The organism is Myroides sp. C4067 (assembly GCF_038039665.1).
GTDB lineage: Bacteria > Bacteroidota > Bacteroidia > Flavobacteriales > Flavobacteriaceae > Flavobacterium > Flavobacterium odoratimimum.
The window spans coordinates 15,959-35,127 of sequence record NZ_JBBPHJ010000010.1; the positions used below are offsets into that span (position 1 = coordinate 15,959).

Annotated in this window: 21 protein-coding genes; 3 read left to right on the forward strand and 18 right to left on the reverse strand. The window is 33.9% G+C overall.

Annotation, left to right across the window (positions count from 1 at the left end; all coding sequences use genetic code 11):
- The 4 genes from AABL87_RS08960 to AABL87_RS08975 all read right to left on the reverse strand — a co-directional run bounded on the left by AABL87_RS08960 (window position 1) and on the right by AABL87_RS08975 (window position 5,192).
- A complete protein-coding gene (locus tag AABL87_RS08960) occupies window positions 1-603 on the reverse strand; it encodes a hypothetical protein (protein WP_341277208.1) in 603 nt (200 codons plus the stop codon).
- Window positions 604-893: 290 nt separating this feature from the next.
- Complete coding sequence (locus AABL87_RS08965; protein ID WP_341277209.1) at window positions 894-1,727, reverse strand: hypothetical protein; 834 nt, start codon at window positions 1,725-1,727, stop codon at window positions 894-896.
- Between the two features lie 176 nt (window positions 1,728-1,903).
- Window positions 1,904-2,824 carry a hypothetical protein gene (locus AABL87_RS08970; protein ID WP_341277210.1) on the reverse strand — a complete coding sequence of 307 codons (921 nt, stop codon included), beginning with the start codon at window positions 2,822-2,824 and terminating at the stop codon, window positions 1,904-1,906.
- 430 nt (window positions 2,825-3,254) lie between these two features.
- Window positions 3,255-5,192, reverse strand: a complete 1,938-nt coding sequence (locus AABL87_RS08975; RefSeq protein WP_341277211.1) for a DUF262 domain-containing protein — start codon at window positions 5,190-5,192, stop codon at window positions 3,255-3,257.
- Between the two features lie 727 nt (window positions 5,193-5,919).
- Here AABL87_RS08975 and AABL87_RS08980 point away from each other — a divergent pair.
- A complete protein-coding gene (locus tag AABL87_RS08980) occupies window positions 5,920-6,396 on the forward strand; it encodes a hypothetical protein (protein ID WP_016649164.1) in 477 nt (158 codons plus the stop codon).
- A 279-nt stretch (window positions 6,397-6,675) separates the two neighbouring features.
- On the opposite strand, the gene AABL87_RS08985 is transcribed toward AABL87_RS08980, so the two are convergent.
- The 10 genes from AABL87_RS08985 to AABL87_RS09030 all read right to left on the reverse strand — a co-directional run bounded on the left by AABL87_RS08985 (window position 6,676) and on the right by AABL87_RS09030 (window position 14,670).
- Window positions 6,676-7,389, reverse strand: coding sequence for a hypothetical protein (locus AABL87_RS08985; RefSeq protein ID WP_341277212.1), 714 nt, complete (start codon window positions 7,387-7,389; stop codon window positions 6,676-6,678).
- Between the two features lie 118 nt (window positions 7,390-7,507).
- The gene (locus AABL87_RS08990) at window positions 7,508-7,906 is read right to left on the reverse strand and encodes a four helix bundle protein (protein ID WP_006265637.1); all 399 of its coding nucleotides are present in this window, start codon (window positions 7,904-7,906) and stop codon (window positions 7,508-7,510) included.
- Window positions 7,907-7,992: 86 nt separating this feature from the next.
- The gene (locus AABL87_RS08995) at window positions 7,993-8,688 is read right to left on the reverse strand and encodes an HAD family hydrolase (protein WP_341277213.1); all 696 of its coding nucleotides are present in this window, start codon (window positions 8,686-8,688) and stop codon (window positions 7,993-7,995) included.
- An 88-nt stretch (window positions 8,689-8,776) separates the two neighbouring features.
- Complete coding sequence (rhuM, locus tag AABL87_RS09000) at window positions 8,777-9,151, reverse strand: RhuM family protein (RefSeq protein ID WP_341277214.1); 375 nt, start codon at window positions 9,149-9,151, stop codon at window positions 8,777-8,779.
- A 141-nt stretch (window positions 9,152-9,292) separates the two neighbouring features.
- Window positions 9,293-10,327: a type II toxin-antitoxin system antitoxin DNA ADP-ribosyl glycohydrolase DarG gene (gene darG / locus AABL87_RS09005; RefSeq protein ID WP_341277215.1), complete on the reverse strand. Its 1,035-nt coding sequence runs from the start codon at window positions 10,325-10,327 to the stop codon at window positions 9,293-9,295.
- Between the two features lie 3 nt (window positions 10,328-10,330).
- A complete protein-coding gene (gene darT, locus AABL87_RS09010) occupies window positions 10,331-10,954 on the reverse strand; it encodes a type II toxin-antitoxin system toxin DNA ADP-ribosyl transferase DarT (RefSeq protein ID WP_341277216.1) in 624 nt (207 codons plus the stop codon).
- A 115-nt stretch (window positions 10,955-11,069) separates the two neighbouring features.
- Window positions 11,070-12,047 (reverse strand): quinone oxidoreductase family protein, encoded by a 978-nt coding sequence (locus tag AABL87_RS09015; RefSeq protein WP_341277217.1) that lies wholly within the window; start codon window positions 12,045-12,047, stop codon window positions 11,070-11,072.
- A gap of 69 nt (window positions 12,048-12,116) precedes the next feature.
- Window positions 12,117-12,689 (reverse strand): Crp/Fnr family transcriptional regulator, encoded by a 573-nt coding sequence (locus AABL87_RS09020; protein ID WP_341277218.1) that lies wholly within the window; start codon window positions 12,687-12,689, stop codon window positions 12,117-12,119.
- 105 nt (window positions 12,690-12,794) lie between these two features.
- Window positions 12,795-13,130 (reverse strand): hypothetical protein, encoded by a 336-nt coding sequence (locus AABL87_RS09025; RefSeq protein WP_445929834.1) that lies wholly within the window; start codon window positions 13,128-13,130, stop codon window positions 12,795-12,797.
- 589 nt (window positions 13,131-13,719) lie between these two features.
- Window positions 13,720-14,670 (reverse strand): RNase H family protein, encoded by a 951-nt coding sequence (locus AABL87_RS09030; RefSeq protein ID WP_006263985.1) that lies wholly within the window; start codon window positions 14,668-14,670, stop codon window positions 13,720-13,722.
- Between the two features lie 289 nt (window positions 14,671-14,959).
- On the opposite strand from AABL87_RS09030, the gene AABL87_RS09035 reads away from it, so the two are divergent.
- Complete coding sequence (locus tag AABL87_RS09035) at window positions 14,960-15,109, forward strand: hypothetical protein (RefSeq protein ID WP_341277219.1); 150 nt, start codon at window positions 14,960-14,962, stop codon at window positions 15,107-15,109.
- Window positions 15,043-15,279 (forward strand): RhuM family protein, encoded by a 237-nt coding sequence (gene rhuM / locus AABL87_RS09040; RefSeq protein ID WP_050809782.1) that lies wholly within the window; start codon window positions 15,043-15,045, stop codon window positions 15,277-15,279. The genes AABL87_RS09035 and rhuM (AABL87_RS09040) overlap by 67 nt, the downstream gene beginning before the upstream one ends.
- 134 nt (window positions 15,280-15,413) lie before the next feature.
- Here rhuM (AABL87_RS09040) and AABL87_RS09045 read toward each other — a convergent pair whose 3' ends face one another.
- The 4 genes from AABL87_RS09045 to AABL87_RS09060 all read right to left on the reverse strand — a co-directional run bounded on the left by AABL87_RS09045 (window position 15,414) and on the right by AABL87_RS09060 (window position 19,045).
- Window positions 15,414-16,121: a carboxylesterase family protein gene (locus AABL87_RS09045; protein ID WP_006263987.1), complete on the reverse strand. Its 708-nt coding sequence runs from the start codon at window positions 16,119-16,121 to the stop codon at window positions 15,414-15,416.
- Between the two features lie 120 nt (window positions 16,122-16,241).
- Window positions 16,242-17,216: a ketoacyl-ACP synthase III gene (locus AABL87_RS09050; protein WP_006263988.1), complete on the reverse strand. Its 975-nt coding sequence runs from the start codon at window positions 17,214-17,216 to the stop codon at window positions 16,242-16,244.
- 324 nt (window positions 17,217-17,540) lie between these two features.
- Window positions 17,541-18,143 (reverse strand): reactive chlorine resistance membrane protein RclC, encoded by a 603-nt coding sequence (gene rclC, locus AABL87_RS09055; RefSeq protein ID WP_341277220.1) that lies wholly within the window; start codon window positions 18,141-18,143, stop codon window positions 17,541-17,543.
- A gap of 65 nt (window positions 18,144-18,208) precedes the next feature.
- A complete protein-coding gene (locus tag AABL87_RS09060) occupies window positions 18,209-19,045 on the reverse strand; it encodes a helix-turn-helix domain-containing protein (RefSeq protein WP_006261486.1) in 837 nt (278 codons plus the stop codon).
- Between the last annotated feature and the right edge of the window lie 124 nt (window positions 19,046-19,169).

The following is a 19,169-nucleotide window of genomic DNA, read 5'->3' on the forward strand; positions in this document are numbered from 1 at the left end:
TTAATTAATCGCTTTAGCAATAGCCTCCATCCACTCTTGACAAAGCGATTCTTCATACTCTACAATGATATCAGCATAGTATTGCCAATCAGGTGAAAACATCTCTAACTGAGAAATCATCTCTTCTAGATGTCCTTGTTCTTCTGCTATAATTGACTTAACCATGACCTTAGAACCAGATCGATCTAAAACACCTTGATAAATAGGATATAATTTGTCCGCTCGTACCTCTATCGCGTACGTAACCAATAGATAAGCAGCGAATTTTAAAGGTGCTCCATGAAGTCCAAGTGACTCTTTTAGATATCGAACGCAGAATACATCTAATCGTTGTAGATACTGTTGAGTCTGAACAGGTGCTAATAGATTAGTGGTATCATAGTGCTCAGGAAAACAAACTTGTAGTTTCTTAATTTGTTTTTTTAAGTAATAGGCATGCCTGTGTTCTTCTGCCGCATGCTTTAATTGTAAAAAGGTAACTTGATACGGATTTTCACAAGCGGATATTTTCCTCGCCCCTGTGTTCTCCATAAAGGATAAGGCATTTAACCATTTGCTGTGTAGCTCATCGCTCGCTACAATAGTTTCTAATAGTTGTTCCATTTTGTGTTCGTTTAAGCCACAAAACTAGAAGGACTAACTGAATCACTACAAGACCACTTTTAAGATAAATACTAGTCCGGATACTATCATACACTCTATCGAGAAGAGAGTACCTCTTCTATCTCCGTGATATATCAGTGCCCCATATGAATCTATTCCATCCTAAAAAGGTCTTTTAACTAATATGTATCAGCTATTCTACACGGTTTATAACTGTAGATAGTAAGATAAAGAAGATTAATTATACATCTACAAACTGAGTTTATAAGTCAGAAGACACACTACATTCATTACTTCTCCCTGCGTTGCATCTTATAGTGCAGTTTTAAAAACGGAATGGTATAAAAACTAAAGTTGTGATCTGTTCGTAGCTTTCCATCAGCATCTACATACATATGGAGGCTCTCATGTAAAGCTCTAACAAATTTCACCCAATGCTTCCCTTTGTGATTCGTAACATAAAAGTAAAACCCTACATCGCCAAATTGTTTACCATTGCTCTGTAAGAGTAAGCTTCCATCTTCTTTAACCTCCTGATTGAGTAGTACTGTGGCATTGCCATTGGGCAACGGAAAAACTACTTTAAACAATTCTTTATCCTTACTAGGAAGATAAGCATGTGTATAAATACCTGAGAACAACGTCTGACCTGTTTCTTTGACCTTTCGATACCAAATCGTCCAGACCGTTTGTTCATCTTTCTGTAGTTTTATTATTTCACTTTCTAGCCCTTTGGCTAGACTCCTAGTATTGGTAGGTATATTCAGTTGCTGTAATCTCTTACTAAACAACCATCCTAATAACGTACCAAAGGGTTTAAAGATTCCCTTCCACTCGCACCAAACCTCGAAGTCGTAATCTGATGTATGGGTGTAGAAGTCAATGATCTGTGGATGCAGTCTACCGCGCTCTGATGCTGTAAAATCTAGTCTATTGATATCTTCTATAAGTCCACTTCCAGCTTGATTAATAATTACATCATACTGACCAGCTAATCTGTCAATATAAGACTTATCTATAATCTTCCTATCACCTATGACTCCTTCTATCCAAGGCGTCTGGGTGATATCAATGCGCTTTCCAAATAACTTTACCCAAAGCTGAGTAACTCTATCTTGTAACATACATCCATTACTTTATCTAAAAGTACTCTTTTTCTTAGAAAAGACCTATTCTGTATCAACCCTAAAAACTCTGCTCTGCTTAATCTGCTATTTTATGAATAACTAGTTACCCTAAAGCCTATCTGCTTTGAGCAACTTCATTCATAAATCAATTGTTTTGTATATCTATCAACGAATTATTCGTCTGCAGGCTGAGTTATTACCTTAGTAGATAAATATGTTCTATAAATATAAACAGCTCCAAAAGAAAAAGTAGCTACAACAAAAGTACCGATAGGCAAACTCATCACCTTCTCTGCAGGAAACACATAAACTAAAAATGGAAACGCATATACCGCAGGCACTCGCATCTGAAATAGTTGAGACAAACCATACATCATAATCAACAATAGAAATGCAAGCACCAACCAGTTCTCGATATACTGATATAATACCACTCCTATACTAATAGCTAATGTAAGAATAGCGATTTGCTTAACCATAATCTTCAGTGAATACATCTTCATATTTAAAGATTCGTACAGTACTACTGCTATAGGAGGAATAATAGCCATCTGCTGATTAACTGAATAATAAGCCACTACCATCCACAACAAATTAATCAAAAGATAGGGATACATCATTTTCGTATTGACCTTCCCTTTTGAGTCAATCCCTTTATTTAAACCTAGTGCATACACCACAATCATCAAGACAAAAGTAGTTACCAATATAGCATAGATAAATGACCACGCATGAGCATTAGTCACAATAGGAAGAAAACCTGTAGCTAATGCTGGAGGCAAACTATAATTAATTACTTTCATCAGCACTAACATCAGTAGCAGTACAATCAACAACTTAGAGATATAAGGAATAGCTAACATATTTAGCCCAAACCCTATTAACGCTGTTAGTGAAGGAAGGATAAAGATCTTATCTGGCTGTCTCAGCCATGCTTTCTCCTGGAATACCCATAGACCTACAGCTAGCGCTGCTATCTCTGGCAAGACAATCTCTGGGTCTTGAAAATACACTGCGCCACATACCATCAATAGTATGAATACAAATGCTAAAATATAGTGGTATACCGTTGTTTTATTTGCTAAGTTCATCATCTTCATTACTTATTTGAAGCAAAATTAATTGAACTCAAGCATAAAGTGCTTATATAATTTTGTGTTTTTGTTATATGGAACGTGATGTTGTAAAATCGTGAAGGAGTGAAATCGTGAAGGCGTAATGTTGTTTATACTATTACATCAACACAAGAATATTAAGCTATATAAATACATTATGGCCAATCTTAATTCTTAATTCCTAATTAAAACCTGCGTTGGCGCGGATTTGCAATCCGTGCCGTATATACCGCTACACGAAGTCTGCTAACTTTGAGTAACTCTTTTAATGATCGTATTTTTTTTGTGAAATCGTGAAGGCGTAATGTTGTTTAGACTATTGCATCAACACAAGTATATCTCATCATCTAAGTACATTATGGCGAAAGCCAAACATTCCTAATTCCTAATTTTGAATTCCTAATTAAAATCACACTTCATCTAGTAACAATCTCTTCATCTCTGTCTCTTGAATCATTGGTAATTCCCAATGTTCAATGAAAGCCTCCATCATCTTACGTCCTCTAGCTTCAATGTTTTCCTTAGTCCAGGTAGGGTATTCTAAAAGGTCTAACTCTAACTTACTTACTCGATACTCATGCTTTACAGCATTCTGTACCTTGTGTTGTATCTTGTCAAAAGGGTTCGCTTCATAGCGGTTATACGCTAAAAACATATTACCTATCGAATGGCTATAACGATCACGATTCACCTTTTGCATGGTATTGATGTCTTTATATGTACTTCTTACCTCATAATCATCTTCCTCTGGATAGACTAAGTACACTTTAGGTTCGGTCTGTTCTAATAAACCTCCCATACTCTCTTCTATGCCTTTTAAGAAATAGTCTAATCCTGCCCAAGTCTTAAATCGTCCTCCTTTATGGATATGACGAATTACCTCTTTCCATCTGAAGTGCTCTACTCTACTCTCCATCAACACATTGATCAAGTATTCATTATTATGCGCGCGTCCACGTAGATAGTAAAAATTAATATCTCTGAAGGTATCCTCTACATTCAGCGTAGAGTTGTTTCCTTGGAGCAAGAAGCACATGATATTATGACGCTCCATCGCAAAGAACAAACGCTCTATATTAGCCAAGCGCTCTTGTAGCTCAAAGTCTGATAGTCCATGATCTTCCTTCACAGGCAAATCTCTCATCAATACAGCCAATACTAGATTAAGCATATACTTACCATATCCTCTAGGAAAATTAGACAATCTTAGTAATGACTTCTGTATCGCAGGAGTAGTCATATACACAAAGTCTCCATCTGTGTCTACAGCATAAGGATTATTAATAAAATACCACAGCGCTACTGCCTTGCGCATACTTTCTAGCCATTGGGTAAGCTCACTATAATCAGCGTAATTTACACTTCCCATCTCCTGTTGATCTAGCTGAAAGTCGATGGTAAATAAATGCTTCTGATAAGACTTAAAGTCTGTAGACACCATCTTAGAATGAGAGAAGTACAACAACCAAAACGCTTTCAAAAAAGCATCGTCATCCATGGCCTGTGTAGGGTTTCGCCCCAGCCATTTATACACTTCTAACCAACTCTGATTAACCTTTTTTCGACTGCGATCTATTGTACTCGCTACTGTCAATTGCTTAGAGACGATATAAAGCACCCTATTCTTCAGTCGCTCTAAACTAGATAATTGTTTCCCTCTAAAGTTTAGTGTTTCAAAAACCATAGACACGTCTAAAGGACGCTCCTTAGACTCATTTAAGTTTAATATAGAAAACAATAAATGCTTCGTGAGCTTCTCTATCCAAAAGACTAATTCGACCTCTGTAAATGCTTTAATTCGTTCATTAAAGAATGCTTTAGCAAAAGATAAGTTATGCGTGTATAAGGTTTCTGTTTCTTCTGCATCATAATCAGTATCATTAAATATCTCTCTAATTAAATAATTATGTGAGGGTACATCTACGTGATAACCGAAGATATAGCGATAACCATCTGCTTCTTTAACCTTAAAATAGTGTTCAGTAAGCTTCTGTTTTAACGGACTGTCTTCTAATGCCATCACTAACTCTGACAACAAAATCAGAATCGTAGTCAGGCGTTGCTGCCCATCTACAATATTATACCCCTCATAGTCACTTCCTTCTATCACTAACTTTCCTCCTCTTACCACGAACCCCTCACGTCTAATACATTCGGTATCAAACTTGCTGAAGTCAGTCACCGTAAGAATACCCGTAAAGTGAAAAGCATTGCGGTTGTGATGGGTATTATTCAAATCTCCCCACAACTCTTCTAACTCCTTCTTCGTCCACGAGTAACCTCGCTGATAATCAGGAATACGAAAGACTTTACCTCTAAAAACTTCTTCGAAAGTGATAATGTTCATACTATAAGTGCTTACCTATTTTAAGGGTTGCAAAAGTAGACAATATCACATAGATGGGCTAATGAATTATAATTAAGGATAGTAGTTTAACAAGTGATAAACACAAAAAAAACTAATATTAAGTGCAATCACCTAAATTCGCCTATTGAGATTGATTTTGAACCTGGTAAAATAGAGTATATTTATACTGCCTTAGGAGAGAAAACACAGAAGAAAGTAACAGAGAAAGGAGTTTTTACCCTAACAGATTATTTAAGAGAGTTCAATATAAAGGGCAAGCTTAGTTTTACCTACAGCAGAAGACTTTTTAAATGCTAATACTCATGCGTATCAATTTAAAGATCATCTAGACAATGTAAAACTGTCTTATAGTAAAAATAATATATTTGAGGCAAGTGAGATTATAGAAGAAACAAACTATTATCCTTTTGGATTAACTCAGAAGGATGATACTTTAATGAAAGACTATAAGTATCAATACAATGGTAAGGATATTACAAAAAGGATTAGACATATTTTTCATTAGAAGGAGGCTAATTTACCTATCAAAATGAAAAGATAAACAACTAAACGAGGATTGTTCTAATCTTATAAATTACTGTACAAATAATGTTAATGTTGCTGATTCAGCTACTTTTGACCAAATTCATATTTCGAAGATAGTGAGCGTAAAACAATGAAGAACCTGTTGATGATAAATTAACAATTAATCTATTAACTAAATAAAATGATACCAAATAAAAAACTAAAAATATTTTCATATAGCGCTTTAGTTCTAATAATATACTTTATTAGTTCAATTCTTATTGATCCTAATGGTTTTTTTATTCAAAATCAAAAAATAAATAGTGTTCCAAAAGAAAAAGCTATAACAAATAAAACTTTTATAGAAATACTTGAACCTCAACTTGTTTACGTAAATCAAATGAAAAAAGATTTTTATGTTTACACATACAACTATAGCTATTTGAAAAGTTATGGAATACTACAATTATTCAAACATAGAGTTATTATAGATAAACAATGTTATTATAAATTCATTATCGCTGATTCTTTAATAGATCTTTCTGAATTTGAGATTCAATATAATGATTTAAAGACTAATCTTTTTAATGATATTGAAGGCTTTAATACAATGAAAAGCAATGATGTTATGATAATAATCAAGTACAAAGATATACTTATGTACAAGGCATTATATTAAAACATCCACTAATAGCTAGCCTTATGATGTGACATATATAAGAAGTAATTCTTTTTATATTGTTGTAAAAGAGGAAAAGACATAGGGAGTTTAGTTTATCAGTATTTACCTTACCAATACCTATTCTAAGGAATGAATAAGGATTAGATGCATGATAAAGCCATACTGTCTCTGTTAAAAAGCCTGTTTTAACGGAGACAGTACGGACTCATAACAGACTCACTACAGACTCATCCGCATTTAAACAAAAAGAGCTACCTCATCAGTAGCTCTTCTCATTTACTCTTTAAGCATTAGCTTATATTCTCGTTTATTACTCTTGGGATTAATATCTATAAACTCATACTGATCAATATTACTCAATACTTGTTCAAATCGCTTTTTTGCTTCTTCTAAAGTCCAAGTCGTAGGAAAGTAAAAACCGTCAAACTTGCTCTCTATAATATCTGCTTTAAACTCGTGGATATAATCATAAAAACCACCATAGGCTAGGGCTATCACCCCTGACCACTGTATAGCATAATGCTTATTCGCTAATGGTGTAAAGTTAATGGTATGATTAGCCGAAAGATCGTGACCTAATAGATAAATACCAAAAGCCAATTCAGACTCTAACATATCATCTGGTAGAGGAAGCGGGTTAAGTACAAACTCTCTATTATCTAATAAATCAAAGCTAAAAGGTGTGGTACCATCAGAAAGAAGAAGTCCTCCTTCATCTGACCAGTACGTAGAAGACAATGTACACTGGTGATAATTATCCCACACAATTCTAGATTGCCACTCGCTCATACTGGTATACTCTGCATCATCGTCGAAGTCCTCTTCCTCATCTTCTATATACTCTTCTCCTTCGCTTAGATAGTAGTATTTTGACTTTAGGTGTAGGTCAAACCACAGTTTGCCTGATTCGTCTAAACGACCAGCCCAAACAAACTCTTCTAACAGATGGGGTTTAGGATAGGCACTGTCGATAAATGTAATTGTACTCATGTATGCACTGCTTAACAAAATATTGATATGGTCAAAGCTACAAATATCTAGAGTAGTAATACAAGCTTTTTCTTTTAAAAACAGAGATAAAACTCTATGTTTATCACGACTTCTATTTTTAAGTAAATCGATAGTGTAACAATCTATAATAGTTCGCTGTTCTACTTTCGAACAACTGTTTCCCTACAAAATCAAAGATAATATTCTTTAAATCTAATAAGGATACGATATCTTCATTGATTAAAAAACCTAACTGTCCACAGAGCAAAATCTGCTTCTCTAAGGTCATACAGCAGTGAGAGATATCGTCTAAGTAACAGACAAAATCTTCTTCTATCTGACTCTTTAATCCCAAACCGATATACAAAGAAATCATCCCACTAATCTCTCTCATCTTAGCGATCGCTCCTAGGTGATCCTCTTTAAAGTTCTCTAAGGTTAACTTATAGATCGTTAACTTTAGTTCTAATGATTTAATCAACATCACGTCTCGCTGATATACACTTACAAAGCTCATAATAAATAGTTTATAGATTAACTATACTCCTACCATTACAATACCAAAGAAAGCATTTCTATGTGAACAAATTGTTATGTTTTAAGCTAGTATTTCAAATAATCTACTACTTCTCTGATGTTTTTTAGCTGTTTATAATTCTCATAAGTTAGCTCTTCCTCTACTACTTCGTGTGCCCAGGTCACATGAAAAGGAACGTGTAGTGCTGACCCTCCAAGTTCTAACACAGGGGTAATATCAGACTTAACTGAATTTCCTACCATCATAAACTCCTGAGGTTGACAAGAGAGCTTACTTACTAAATTTCCATAATCTAATATCTGCTTATCACTCATCACCTCTACATGGTCAAAATACTTCGATAGGGAAGAATTCTTTAGTTTTCGCTCTTGATCTAATAAGTCACCTTTAGTCGCTAGTACTAGCTTATAGTTGCCATTTAGTTGATCTAGTGTTTCCTCCACTCCGTCTAAAAGAGTGATCGGTTTATCAATCAGTTCATGTCCTAACCCCAAGATGCGGTGCATTAACACATCTGTCATTTGAGCTCCTGTAATCTGAGCTCCCGTCTCTAATAAACTCAATAAAAAACTCTTCGCTCCGAAACCATATCGATCTAGATTTCGCATTTCTGTCTCAAAAAGGACTTTAGACACTTCTGTTGCTGGTAAATAATCTTTTAGAAGCTCACAAAAAGTGTGTTCTGTCTCTTGGTAGTATATTTCATTATTCCAAAGTGTATCATCAGCATCAAATGCTATGATCTTTATATTTTTTCTCATAGTCTATTTCTTTATAATATGCCAAATATAGAGGTTAGCTAATAATCTTAAAAAGACTTTTGTCTTTCTTCATTTATTCTACTGATGTTCATCCTCTAATACAAATCCCTTTATCAAATACTCCATTAGCCCACTTTCTGAATTGTGTTGCCTGTACAGAATTAACCCTATACCCCACAGATAGTATCATATCTAAATTATAGAAATCTGTCTTATAATTTTTACCATCAGAGGCAGTATGTGCAAAATTTGCACATACTGAATCCTCTTCTAATTCGCCGTCTTTTAATACATTAGCAATATACTTTGTGATAACACTTCTATCTACACCGAATATCTCACTCATTGTCTTTTGTGACGCCAAAATAGTCTCTTGATTACTATCAACTATAACTTGAACACTTGTTTTACCTTCTTTATTCTGATAAAACAGAAAATTCGAAACGTTGCTCTCTTCTTTCATAGTATATATTTGTAAGCAGTACTTAATCAATACTTTGCAATCTACTCTATTTTATACACTTACTCTTTAAATACATTGCTCTAAATAATAGCAAAAGCCCATCACGTGATGGGCTTTGATTGTTGATACTTACATAATTAATTAGCTAATCTCTTCTAAATGCTGAATACCTAATTCTATCATTTTAGTATTATTCGCAAATAACTTTCGTTTACGTGAATTCCAATTCATTAAGTAATTAGAAATATCTTCTAATGAGTCTACTTTCTTCTCTTGTTTAATAAAATCAATAGTTGACAACAACTCTAATGCAAAATTGGAATAATATCCAGATAAAAAATCTTGTGTTTTATGTACTATATCCAAATACTTTCTATTATTCTCTGTATTTAAATAATCTAACACAGTCTTTTCGTCTTTTAAATTAACTCCTAATATTTCGAAAGGTTTCTTATCCTTAGTAACATATCCAGTGATATAACTATTATTCAAGTAGTACAGTACATGCCTTACTTTGCCAGAATAAGGGCCGTAATGTTGAGCATTAAACTGAAGCTTGAACTCTTCTCTTGCTCCAAACTTCTGTAAGAAATAAGCTATTTTTTCTGCAGAGAATTCTGACACAAACTCTCCTTGCTTAACTAAGTCATACAAAACAGCCAATAACATTGCACGTGCTGGTGTCAAACTCACCGTGTCCTTATTCGTTTTCTCTTGAATCACCCTTGTTGGTTGATAAACTGATATCTCACAATGAACATCTTTAAGATAGTACTCTATTCTCTTCTGTACTTCTCCCCAATCTAAACCACCATTTCCTGCTCCTAATGCTGGAATGGCAATAGATGTGATATTATACTGATTTATGATCTGTTTTAAGTCAACCAACCCAGCTTCTATATAACTATATTCTGATGGTTTTCTCCAAGTGGTTTTTGTAGGAAAATTGACAATTATTTTCTGGCCTCCTAACAATATTTCTTCTTTAAAAACAAATGATTTACCTATAGCTATCTCATTATTGTCACACGCCTTTTTATAAGCTTTAAAATTCTCAGGAAATTGATTTTTAAATTGTAAAGCAATCCCCTTCCCCATCACTCCATCGAGATTCACTGTATTGACTAAAGCCTCTGCTTTACTCTCCAATAAATTTCCTTCTATATACTTTATCATCACTTAAAAATAATAACTTGTTTTTACTACAATTTTACACTCTTCTATTCCTACATTCATCAACTTCTTCTTTGCATCCTCATCATAACAGATGTATCCTAATATAAACTCATTCTTTAGATCTCCATCCAACAACAATTCCGCCTCTTTCCGTCTCTTTTTATCAACATCTAAGTCATCAGACCAATACCTTGAATCTACAGCACTAAAATCAACCAAATCATATATCTCTGACAACCTATCCTTTGAATAACATGTGGTCAAAGCACTATTCGCCTGGCCATCCGTAAAGAAAAAAGCTTGTTCTGAGTCTAACAATTTTTGAACAGAAGTTACACAATACACAATATCTTTTGCACTTACTTGTTTTACTCCAGTATACCCCCGTTGAATAACATACAACATAGGTGTACAAAAACCGAAATAAAAGGGTAAATAACTTCCGATACTCCTTCCTTCTTCTAATAATCTATTATTTCTAACAGAGATTACTTCTGTATTGCCTATTGATGTATAGTCAGGATTGCTATTCTCTGAATCTACATGTGTCAATCCATTCATTGCAATATGACTCACATTATCTATATGTGTCATTCTATACACCCATAGTTTACTAAAGTTAATCATCGTAATTCTTGCAAATTTATATATTTCTTATCTGCAATTTAATGATTATAACGACAAAATACAATTAGACATACTAATTAAACATAACCTAATCAAATACAACAGTATTATTCTCTTACTCTGTCATCATCACCAATCTTTTTCCACTGCTAAGAGACATATCCCATACCTCACTTATCTCTTGCCACGGATAACTTACGGTATCAAGGCGTAACTTCCCTGCTACTGCAAGGTCAAAAGCTTCTGGTAACAATACTTTAAAGAAACGAACCATCTCTTCATCTGTCCAACTGCCTATTCCTGATCCTAATAACATAATGTCCGTTCCCCTCAGTATAGAAGAAGACAACTCCATCATATCACCAGACATCGCTCCTACATTGACAAAACGAGTTCTATGCTGGTACTTGCCTTTACCTTTTAATGCGGTTAATATAGCTGAGGCGCTATCTCCCCATAAGTAATCTATCACCACATCGATAGGTGTTTCTTGATGTACTTGACTAAATGCTGTTACTAGAGTTTCTTTATCCTGATACAGACTGATCGCTTCATCTGCTCCCAGTTCCTTTAATGAGGATAATGCTTCTTCATTGCGGCCTGTCACGATTACTTTACTCGCTCCATAATGCTTGGCCATTTGTACAGCTACTTGCCCTGTGACACCTGTAGCTCCATTGATCAGCACTACTTCTCCCTTTTGTAACCTGGCTCTGACTACCATAGCAATCACAGATCCCATAAGGGCATTAGGCATTGCTGCTGCCATTGCTAAATCAATTCCTTTTGGCAAGGGTACTAATTGATTCTTATCTACGATGGCATACTCACTTAACATCCCCTGCAGTCCAAATCCATAAGCCATCGTTCCGTTTGGAAGCTCACCTACTCCATCTGTTCCGATAACAAAAGGAGCAAAAGGTTTAGTGCTCACTGAATAATGCTTACCACTGGCGATAGCTCTATCGAGATTCTTAATCGAAACTGCCTTGATTTTCATCAACACTTCTTCTGATGAACTTACTTCTACAGGCTTAAAATCGGTAGTATATACTGGATTCTGTCCTTTTTCTTTTACAATAACTGCTTTCATATCTCTTTATTTTATATAGACAAAAGTATTGGATAGCAACCGTGTATATCGATAACAAATGTTATCAAATTAGGACTTTAGTAGCCTGCTTTTGATACGGCTTAAGTGAACCTTAGATATTCCTATATAAGAAGCGATATAATGCTGTGGAATACGTTGTATAAGCTCTGGTCTACTCTCATAAAGTTTGAGATAACGCTCCTCTGGGGTTGACTGTACAAAAGATAAGCTGTGATTCACATAGTCGAATGTTCGCTGAAAAATCACATCTATAAACATATCTCTATACTCTGATATAGCTAAAGATTCTTCTAACAGAGGCCTTATATCTTCTTTATCAGCCACCCATACTACTGTGGGTTCTATTGTCTCAAGGGTAAATTTACTAGGCATCCCTCTCCAAAAACTCTCAATAGATGAGACCATACTGTTCTCTAAAAAGAATTGAAAAGTCACCTCATGTCCGTCTTTATTAATCCACACACGCAGGCACCCCTTACTGACCCAAAATACTTTATTCGCTATCGCTCCCTCTTCTAACAATACTGTTTTAGCAGGATGCACTTCCTCTCTAAAATAAGGTTTATACTTATTGATAAACTCTTGGCTAAGTAAAGAATCTTTATCTACTTTTTCGAACATGACTTACAATGTTTGATAACTTGTATTTATACATTACTAAAGTAATGATTTTACCCCTTCAGGCAAATTATAAAATCAAGCCCATCATACGATGGGCTTATTTATTTATATCCTTAGAAGCAATTTATCCCACTCATTTTCTTCCTCTTCGATAAGACTACTAACAATCTCATTAACAGCATCAATTCTTTCAATTAATGTGTCTATAACCTCTGCTTCTAATACACCTAAGTCCTTAGTCAACATTAAACAGGTATGCAATAGAGCACATTCCCTTCTCGTGCTCTCAAGTTGATCACTTAATATACAGTTTTCAAAGGTGGATAATTCTATACTCAAAGGAATTTTTAACACCCGCTCTCGGATATAAGCAATTAAATCTGCATGATTAGAACTCTGATCTACTACAGACTCCTTATACAGGTAAGTAACTAGGTCCATTGCCTTCTCCCAAGCTTCTAAGGCCTTTTCTGGTTTCTTTTTTAACCCGGATTACGAGATAGACATATAAACGAAAAGTAATTATACAAAATAGCTCTGAATTAGTGAGTAAAGCATACTATAGTATGGTTTTAGAACTAATGAAAGAGATATGAAGTAGAATTACTTTGTAGTATATGGCTAATGCGGAATCAGGGTTTAACATAATGAATAATTTTTAGTTCATTATATTACCTCTAAAACAATACCAACTAAAGATAGTCAAGATGAACAAATCGTTAGGAGAATATTATGATTGATTACTAAGCGCTTAATAATTAACAACAATAATCCGATTAATCACGAAGTCAAAAAAAGGAGTAAAACGGAGTAAATAGAAGTAAAACGGAGTTCGATATTTATATCTAAACGCAGTGGATATAATGACTCACAAAGTTTAAGTGCTATAAATTTGCTCTTTTCTTTCCGGGTTGTTCCCAAAAAGTACGGTTTTAGGGAGGTCTTGAAAGCATTTCGGAAACAAGACTAAGCCATGACAGCAATCTGAAAACATTTAAAACAAGTTTTCACAAAACAAAATCATCCCAAATTATCTATGAAAATACCACTGATAAAAATCGGTATTAAAAGTATCAATCTTACAGTTCGGAATAATCTGTTTTAGCACTCCTTCTTGATGCTGTTTACGCAAGAAGCGGTTAAAGAGTACTGGATGAGGAAAACGTTCTTTTAAAGTCTTATTTTTACGTATTTCATCGTATAAGTCGGTAGAACGCAACTCTACTTTAGTAGGTTGATCTGCAAAGTATTGATTCAATTGATCTCGGATAGTCACTAACAATTTAATATCACTAGGCATTCTAGTAAATACTGTTGGACGAGTATGACTTTGACTCTCTTCTGTTTCTTCCTCCTCGTCTTCGTGCTCATCCTCTATCTCATCTAAAGACTCATATACAGGCTCATAAACAATCTCTTCTTCGGGTTCCTCTATCGTATCTAATACCACCTCTATCTCTGCTACACGATGCTCATCTATCAAATCGTGTAACTTGTACTGTAACTCCTCTAGATAAGCTCTATACACCTCATCTATCAGTAAGTTGGGTTGTAATAGTATAGCAGCGCCTACATCTCTACACTCTACTAGTTGAGGATACTTTTTATAATTAGACACATAGTTAAAGGTTAATTTATGTCTCTCCATCTGAACTGCAAAGCGCATCCATAGATCAACATTCAATGGAGGCTCTCCATCTGCTTTTAACCAATCATTGTATTTCCAATTTAACACCCACCCTTTCTCAAAGGTATTCATCACATACTTAGAAGTTGCATAAATAGTCACCTCTGCTCCTTCTTTAATCTGCTCTAACCCCTTCACAATAGCCATAAGCGAAATACGAGATTGAGAGTTTTCTATAAACCCTTCTGCAAATGTTTTGCATTGATCACCTATACACAACATATTAGCATACGCCTTAGCGTCACTAGAGGTATCTATCTTTACGCGAGTATATAGGTCTATTTTATATTTCATATCTATTAAGGGTATTTGAGTACTTAAAGATAAGGACTTCTGAGTAAATCACAATAGAAAACCTCATAGGAATTAAGAATATTCCCTCTTACATATTTATAACTTAAAAAGTGTTTTTCATATCAATATCTCAAAATGACAAAACAAAACTCTCATTTTCAAAACACAATACGCTAGGCTATAGCTATAAGGATAAAACATAAAACTGCTCTCTAAATAAATATAAAGTTGTTAATTTACAGTATGGTTTTGGTGGTATATAAAGTACTTATAAACTTAAAAAAATGTTATGGAAGAGCATGGAAGTATTCTTATTTATCAGACAGAAGATGGCCTCACTAAGATAGAGACCCGTTTAGAGAACGAAACAGTATGGCTAACTCAAGCCCAAATGGCAGAATTATTTCAAAAGATAGAACTGTCATTACCAAACACATAAAGAATGTATTTGAAGAAGGTGAACTAGTAGAACAAACCAATGTGCAAAATTTGCACATTGCAAATTCAGACAAACCTGTTAAGTTTTATAATCTAGATGTAATCATATCTGTAGGTTATAGGGTAAAAAGCATTCAAGGAACTAAGTTTAGACAATGGCCAACTAGATGACATCTCCAGAGTAGAAGAAGATTTTATAGAGTATATCTTAAAAACAACGAAGACAATAGCCAATAATATGTAAATAAAACACCCAAAGCTTTTGACTTTGGGTGCTTTGTTTATGTTATAACTTAATGTCCTACTTAGATTTCTTCTTTGTTTTCTGAACTAATTGAGGCATTACTCTTCACATGTTGTAATAACCAATTATATACCTCCATGTGTCTATATAGATCCTCTACACTACCATGCGTACCTCCTTTGACTACTTGTAGTTCTACAGGCGCTTTTTTATCACACTTTTGGATTGCAGTCATTATCTTCTTAGACTCTTTTAGTGGTACGATAAAGTCTTTATCACCATGAATAAGTTTAATAGGGATATTAGTCACTGCACAGGCATCTCTTTCTTCACCTCCTCCACAGATAGCAATAGCAGCAGCTATACGATTAGGATACTTACCAGCATATTTCATCGTACCATATCCTCCTAAGCTCATTCCGGTTACATAAATGCGACTCTCATCGATATTATAATTTGCAATCATATAACTTACAATTTCGTCAACCTTATCCGCATTCCATGGCCCAGAAGGCAATTGAGGAGCTACTAAATAAGCAGGAATGTCCAGTCCTTTCTCTATTCCTTTTAGCGCGCCATATCTCTTTACTCTATCTATATTAGTTCCTGAAAGACTTCTCCCGTGTAAGAAGATAATAAGAGGATTCTTTTCTTCTACGACTTTAGGTTCGTTTAACCAAAATTGATAAGTCGTTTTATCCAAAATAGCTTTGGGTTGAGCAAAGGTCGTCAATGAGACTAGACAGATTAATACCGTGAGAAATTTCATAACTTTTTTTGAAAGTAAATATACTTGTAATCTGGTAATTTCAAAACAAAAAAATCACTGTAAGTATTGAATATATTGAGTTTATCCTTATGTAAAGTTAGATAACTAACATCTAAACACTTAGTATTTCCACAACATTAAACCAGCCTGATACCCTGCCCCTAATGTCCACATTAAAAAATAATCTCCTTCCTTTAGAGGTGTTCCTTCTTTCTGATATTGATGTAAAGCTAAAAAAGGACTAGAAGCTCCTGAATACCCATACTCTTTCGAATAAAAAGGTACTTTTTCTTCTGGTAATTGATAATGTGATTTAATAATCTTAATGTTTTTCAGTGATAACTGAGAGAATAAGAATAAACTGATATCTTCTATTTTTAGATTGTTCTTTGCTAAGAAAACTTCTATTTTATCTAAAGCAAACTCTACACTTCCGCTTCCATCAAATGATGTATCCCACATTGTCAATTCATCAGATAAAGAACAAGAATGTCCTTGAGGCGGATACAGAACAGTATCACAAAAACTACTATCTGTATGATACATAACGTCTACTAATCCAGATGTAGTAGTCTCTTTCTCTACTATAAATGCAAAAGCAGAATCTGAAAAACAAAAAGCTGTTACAGGGTTTTGGCTATCTAAAATACGAGATAACTGATCAGAACAAACTACTAAAGCATTTTTAGCTCTACTACTGCTATTGAGATAATGCGTCACTTGATCTAATGCTACAAAAGCCCCAATACAATTAGCGTTAATATCATAACACATTGTATTATTCTTTCCTTGCAAAGCTTGGTGTATAAAAATAGAGTCACAAGGTATCTGATGCTCTGGAGTACAAGTCACAAAGACAATAATATCTATTTCTTCTATTGAGATACCACTTTGTTTTAAAACTCCTTTTGCCGCCTCAATTCCCATAGAAACCGTAGTTTCATTTGACTCTTTAGCGACTACAAATCGATTATGTCTACCAAGTGCTTCTTGTATCTTTTTCATAGAGACACCTTGGCTTTCGAATTGTTTAATTACTTCCTCATTACATTCAATATTAGAGGGATGATAAAAATACGTGTGTTGCAATTTCATATTAAAATGTTTTTTGATTATTACTTTTTTTAACCATTTATAAAAGTATTACTTTTTATAAATAAAAAATAATAAATATGCAAAACAACAACCATAAAGCACATTTAAATTGCAATAATTATAAATAATAAAAACATTAAATAGCAATAATATAAAATATTTTAACTCATATTAATTAATTCTTTTTAACTAGTACACACATTTCGGTTATTAAAAATAATAGTATACTTTCAAAAATTATTATCTCCTCTAAGAATAAAAGCTTAATACTAGATAAGTACTAAGCTTTTATTCTCACTTTATTTTATATTCTAATTCTATTAATCACTTATAAAGCAAATTACGTGCTGAATCACCAGCGATCACTAATCCTGCTGCCATCATGATAATATCCTTTAAGACTAGTCGTCCAGCACCTGATAAATAAGGGAATCCATAGTTAGGTGTAGAAAAATCACCTCCTAAATTAGGCACATATACTTCTGGGGTAGTAATTAGAAATGATAGTGTGACCAAAGACATTCCTAATGTTAATACCCCTCCTAAAAAACCGAGTCTAGGATACCATATCCCTAATAATACGAGTATCCCTATACTTACAATCACTGTACCTAGAATATACGAAAACACATAAGTACCATTCTGTTTATGCCAATCAATGTTCTTCTGCACTACTTTGCCCTCGGGATTTTTATGTTGAGTATATTCATATACTTCTTTGTCAGATTCATCTAATACTGTTTTTGTTGAATTCTGATAAAAAAAGCTCATAAAAGGACTATTCGTTACAAAAGGTACAATACCATCCGCTTCATATTGAAAAGCTTTTAGCCCTCCTATCCAAACCATGACAATACAGATAGATAAACGAAGAAAATGAATCGATTTCTCTTGTAAACTACTAAATAATACTAAAATTTGTTTCATTGGTTTTATTTTATTTTTCAACAAAACTAGAAGGTTTAGCAGAGAGATAACATGGACTATTCCTTCTATTCCATAGACTTTTTTGCCACTACTGATATTCCTACTTGTTCTCTGAATATCTTAGGAGATACACCTACTTCTTTCTTAAAATAACGACTAAAATAAAACTCATCCTCAAATCCTAATATCTTAGCTATCTCTTTTACACTCTTATAAGTCAGATGAAGTTGTTTTTTTGCTTCCAAAATAAGGCGTTCCTGGATTAATTTAGAAGGTGTTTTTCCATAATGCTTTCTAACCTTTTTACTAAACACATCAACAGATAAATGATACTGCTCTGCATAAAATGCTACTGCTCTAGACTCCATAAAATGCTCTTCTAGCATCTCTTGAAAGCTAACTATATCTTCTAAGAACAGTCCTGAAGTCTTTTGTTTCTTATTGATCAACTGTTTCTCCTTACTACTCAGGGCTAATACCAATTGTAAATACGTCTTGAGAATCGGAATATCATAAGCAGACTGTTGGTGTTCTAATTGCTCTATTTTATCAAAAAGCTGAGTCAATTCTAGAAATAAAGATGACTGAATAGGAACATAAGGAGCGTCAAATAATGCGTTAAACAAGACCCCATTACATGCTACCTCCTCTTTGTGATATTCTATACAATAGAAGTCTCCATGAAACTGTATAGTCTTCATTGACTTAATTTCTACTTTTTCCCATGTCAACAACTGATAAGGAGATAAAAATAAGATATACTGTCCAGAGCAAGAGTATCTATTAAAATCTAAAGAAAAAGTAGCTTCACCATCTATAAGAATAGCAAAATAATAAGGCTTATTTATAGGAGATAACGCTCCTTCTAACTGCTGCGTGTTTACTTTTATAGAATAATGCATAATACTAAGCTTTCGTTAGTTCTAAATTAGTCATATTCATTTTTCATTTTATATGTCTAGTAAAGATAATAGGAAGAAAACGCTCTGAAAACATTTTATGATTCTTCTAAGAATAGATATAGCA

Coding starts and splice junctions, on each gene's coding strand:
- AABL87_RS08960 (WP_341277208.1), bottom strand. CDS start 603: ATGGAACAACTATTAGAAACTATTGTAGCGAGCGATGAGCTACACAGC.
- AABL87_RS08965 (WP_341277209.1), bottom strand. CDS start 1,727: ATGTTACAAGATAGAGTTACTCAGCTTTGGGTAAAGTTATTTGGAAAG.
- AABL87_RS08970 (WP_341277210.1), bottom strand. CDS start 2,824: ATGATGAACTTAGCAAATAAAACAACGGTATACCACTATATTTTAGCA.
- AABL87_RS08975 (WP_341277211.1), bottom strand. CDS start 5,192: ATGAACATTATCACTTTCGAAGAAGTTTTTAGAGGTAAAGTCTTTCGT.
- AABL87_RS08980 (WP_016649164.1), top strand. CDS start 5,920: ATGATACCAAATAAAAAACTAAAAATATTTTCATATAGCGCTTTAGTT.
- AABL87_RS08985 (WP_341277212.1), bottom strand. CDS start 7,389: ATGAGTACAATTACATTTATCGACAGTGCCTATCCTAAACCCCATCTG.
- AABL87_RS08990 (WP_006265637.1), bottom strand. CDS start 7,906: ATGAGCTTTGTAAGTGTATATCAGCGAGACGTGATGTTGATTAAATCA.
- AABL87_RS08995 (WP_341277213.1), bottom strand. CDS start 8,688: ATGAGAAAAAATATAAAGATCATAGCATTTGATGCTGATGATACACTT.
- rhuM (WP_341277214.1), bottom strand. CDS start 9,151: ATGAAAGAAGAGAGCAACGTTTCGAATTTTCTGTTTTATCAGAATAAA.
- darG (WP_341277215.1), bottom strand. CDS start 10,327: ATGATAAAGTATATAGAAGGAAATTTATTGGAGAGTAAAGCAGAGGCT.
- darT (WP_341277216.1), bottom strand. CDS start 10,954: ATGATTAACTTTAGTAAACTATGGGTGTATAGAATGACACATATAGAT.
- AABL87_RS09015 (WP_341277217.1), bottom strand. CDS start 12,047: ATGAAAGCAGTTATTGTAAAAGAAAAAGGACAGAATCCAGTATATACT.
- AABL87_RS09020 (WP_341277218.1), bottom strand. CDS start 12,689: ATGTTCGAAAAAGTAGATAAAGATTCTTTACTTAGCCAAGAGTTTATC.
- AABL87_RS09025 (WP_445929834.1), bottom strand. CDS start 13,130: ATGGACCTAGTTACTTACCTGTATAAGGAGTCTGTAGTAGATCAGAGT.
- AABL87_RS09030 (WP_006263985.1), bottom strand. CDS start 14,670: ATGAAATATAAAATAGACCTATATACTCGCGTAAAGATAGATACCTCT.
- AABL87_RS09035 (WP_341277219.1), top strand. CDS start 14,960: ATGGAAGAGCATGGAAGTATTCTTATTTATCAGACAGAAGATGGCCTC.
- rhuM (WP_050809782.1), top strand. CDS start 15,043: ATGGCTAACTCAAGCCCAAATGGCAGAATTATTTCAAAAGATAGAACT.
- AABL87_RS09045 (WP_006263987.1), bottom strand. CDS start 16,121: ATGAAATTTCTCACGGTATTAATCTGTCTAGTCTCATTGACGACCTTT.
- AABL87_RS09050 (WP_006263988.1), bottom strand. CDS start 17,216: ATGAAATTGCAACACACGTATTTTTATCATCCCTCTAATATTGAATGT.
- rclC (WP_341277220.1), bottom strand. CDS start 18,143: ATGAAACAAATTTTAGTATTATTTAGTAGTTTACAAGAGAAATCGATT.
- AABL87_RS09060 (WP_006261486.1), bottom strand. CDS start 19,045: ATGCATTATTCTATAAAAGTAAACACGCAGCAGTTAGAAGGAGCGTTA.